The sequence below is a fragment of the Mesorhizobium sp. M7A.F.Ca.US.006.04.2.1 genome, from assembly GCF_004022915.1.
Taxonomy (GTDB): Bacteria; Pseudomonadota; Alphaproteobacteria; order Rhizobiales; family Rhizobiaceae; genus Mesorhizobium; species Mesorhizobium ciceri.
In genome coordinates, this window is sequence record NZ_RZQA01000900.1 from 1 (window position 1) to 2442 (window position 2442).

Annotated in this window: 2 protein-coding genes; both read left to right on the forward strand. The window is 59.3% G+C overall.

All coding sequences use genetic code 11. The features are described from left to right. Positions 1 to 767 precede the first annotated feature (767 nt). Positions 768 to 1085 carry a hypothetical protein gene (locus tag EN925_RS31900; RefSeq protein WP_127244227.1) on the forward strand — a complete coding sequence of 106 codons (318 nt, stop codon included), beginning with the start codon at positions 768 to 770 and terminating at the stop codon, positions 1083 to 1085. An 81-nt stretch (positions 1086 to 1166) separates the two neighbouring features. Then, on the forward strand, positions 1167 to 2442 hold a 1276-nt coding region (locus EN925_RS31905; protein WP_127388551.1), incomplete at its 3' end, for a DUF4347 domain-containing protein.

Genomic DNA, 2442 nt, shown 5'->3' on the forward strand with positions numbered 1-2442 from the left:
CCAGAGGGCACCCTTAAGCCTCGGATTTCTCGATGCGTTCGGCCGCCCATGCGCGCCATTTGATGTCGACCGAAAGTAGTTACTCATGGTCCACAATTAATAAATTGTTAACTTGGTTATTTACAAGTTGCTAATTTTAGATTTTACTAATGTCTTGTGTTGAGAGGGTTCCCGCGAACCGGGCAGAGGGCCTGTTGGGCTGCGTCTGCGAAGCCAGGAGAGTGTCTGGAGCAAGTCACTTCGTGCGTGAGGGCGTGGCGAGTGTGTGGTGACGTGCAAGAGAAGACGTTGTACGGCCTTGAACTAAAGGCCGGCGTTTTCCCAAATCTGATGTTCCCCCCGCAAGCAGTTGGTTCCCTCGTAAGTCGTCGTCGAGAAATCGGCGACACGCGTGACGGGAGTGACCATGGTTGGGGTGATACCGTGTACGAGTCGATGGGGCCGTGACGCAGGCTTAGGCGTAGAACAACGCCTGAATTACCCGCAGTTGGCCAACAGCACGGATTACCCAGCGATTGATGGGTATTCCTCAGTGTCCTTTGGACGCCTCACTCACCTGGGCGAAGACAACTGGGGCGCCATCCGATCGAGCGGCACGAAGAGGCTGCCAAGCCTTGCGCACCCGTCTCTTAGACCTGCCCGCAATGCGGCAATGCGCGCGACCGGCCTCACCGGGCGCCCGCGCTCTGCAGCCATTGAACCAGCGATTGAAATCTAAGGTACGACCAAGAGAAGCTGCGGCCCGGCCGCCGGCGACCAAGGAGAAGATGATGAGCTTCACGGCAGGATTTGCGGCTATGGAAGTCACCGTTCGAGGCATTTTGCCGATCGGCGACACGATTGAAAATGTAAATTATTTCATTCTGGACACGGCCAAGAGCGCTATTGTCGGTCAGGTCGTTCTTCCCAGAGCCGCCAAGCGAAGCCTCGCTGTCGCCCTCACCGTCAAAGTCCCAAGCACCGCCGGCTCGCTTGCCATTGGGACGTTTGATGAAGGCGGGAACTTCCAGGTCGCCAACTTCCTCCGCGTGGAGACGCCAGTCGTGGAACGTCCCCACGGCGCCGTCGGGCCGTCCGGGAGGTAAATCTCTTTGGTCGCAGCACTTGCCGGCTAGGCCAGTGAGTGGCTGCCGGTGAATTGAGTTCGAAGCCAACAGGAGCCAGTCATGGCCCGTGCCTCTGAAGTTCTTTTTGTCGATCCTTCAGTTTCCGACCTCCAGGCAATTCTCGGCAGCGTGCGACCCGAGGTTCAAGCGATTGTGCTCAACGGCCGCCGACCGGCGGCGCGGCAGATCGCTGCCGCGCTCGCAGGGCACGCAGGGCTCGATGCGGTGCACGTTATCGCACATGGTGGGTCTGGGCGTGTCGGCTTCACAGCAGGGGAGTGGTCATCAACTACATTGCAGGAAGAGGCCGAGGATCTTGCCGCAATCGGCCGTGCGCTTGCCAAGGACGGCGAGCTGCGGCTGTGGAGCTGCGAAACGGCATCGGGGGATACGGGCGAAGCCTTCATAGAGGCGCTGGAAGAGGCAGTAGGCGCGGACGTTCTCGCGTCCGGGTCGCTGATTGGCGCGGCCGCCCTGGGCGGCTCCTGGGAGATATCCTCACGCGTAGGCTCGTCCACGCCCTTGCCTCCAATGACTTCGGCTGGCGTGGCCAGCTACTCGGGGGTGCTTGCGGCTGATCTCACACTCAGTGGGGACATAACTGCCGGCGGCAGCTCTTCGGCTGTTAACACGTATTATGTAGTGGATACTCACGTGGCTCCGCCGACTAATCCGGCGCTCAATCGTGCGGATGATACAGTCGTTGGTAGCTTTCAGCTACCATCTGCAAACCAGGGCGGTTTAATAAATGACTTTTCTGCGACCATAACGATCCCCAACACTACTGATATTTATTTCGTTTATGACAGCAATTTCAAATTATACGGCACGCTTTCCCCGGTTGTAGGAGGTTATAGTTTTACACCCGTGCTTGCTAATAATGGCGATAATGGCAATTTCTTTGATACCGCTTCTTTTATCGCCACCACAGGTCAAGTAGGCGCGACCGGACCCGCCGGAGCGACCGGCGCGACCGGCGCCACGGGTGCGGGCTCGACAGGTGCCACGGGCGCGACCGGTGCCACCGGCTCTACTGGAGCAACCGGCTCGACTGGCTCTACTGGAGCAACCGGCTCGACTGGCTCGACTGGAGCAACAGGCTCTACTGGTGCGACCGGATCGACCGGAGCAACCGGCTCGACCGGCGCCACAGGAGCAACCGGTGATACCGGAGCAACAGGCTCTACAGGTTCGACCGGAGCAACCGGCTCGACCGGCGCCACAGGTGCAACCGGTGATACCGGAGCAACTGGCTCGACCGGATCGACAGGTTCGACCGGCTCTACTGGGGCAACAGGTTCGACCGGATCGACTGGAGCAACAGGCTCTACTGGAG